We start from the raw sequence: 671 nt of genomic DNA, 5'->3' as shown, positions 1-671 counted from the left end.
CAGATATGGGTATCTGGAAAAGGAATAGCTTGAGGTTTCAATTGCTCAATAAATTAGAGAAGATGGTTGCTATCCATGCTCACTCCATTATTACTGGAACGAGTCATATGGTGGATCAACTGCAATATTTGAATAAAAAGGTTTTTAGGGCACCTACAGCAGTTGATCCTGAGGTATTTAAGTTTAATGCTGAAGCACGAGAGAAAATTAGGAGTGAGCTAAATATACGGGATCGTGAAGTATTTATTTACTTGGGTAAGCTGGGAGGGCTTTATTATGAGGAAGATGTAATACACCTGCTGAAAGCCGTGCAAAAGATAATGCCAAATAGCTTTTTTTTAATAGCAACCAACTATGATCATAATAAGTTAGAGGAGTGGTTTAGCCGACAAAATATTTCGAAAAAAGACTACGTTATAAGACCCTTTATACCCATAGAAGAAGTTCCTTCATTTTTAAGTGCCGCTGATATGGGTATTTGTGCAATTCCCCCTAAACCTTCGCAAAGATTTAGATCACCTACAAAAGTAGCGGAATATCTTTTATGTGGATTACCTTTTATAACCTGCTATGGTATTTCTGAGGACGATTATTGGGCCAGAAAATATAATGTGGGACTCGCTTTGACTCGCTTTGATGAAGCATCTGTTTTGGAAGAAAGGCAAGTGTTA

General features: G+C 37.4%; 1 protein-coding gene. It reads left to right on the top strand.

Annotated elements, in window-relative coordinates:
* Positions 1 to 41: 41 nt before the first annotated feature.
* Positions 42 to 671: glycosyltransferase family protein (locus E1176_RS00350; protein ID WP_185152474.1), on the top strand; the 630-nt coding region annotated here is incomplete at its 3' end.

The sequence above is a fragment of the Fulvivirga aurantia genome (genome assembly GCF_009711475.1).
GTDB classification, from domain to species: Bacteria; Bacteroidota; Bacteroidia; order Cytophagales; family Cyclobacteriaceae; genus Fulvivirga; species Fulvivirga aurantia.
Note: the sequence above shows the minus strand (reverse complement) of the source record. Positions and strands in the feature narration are given on the sequence as shown.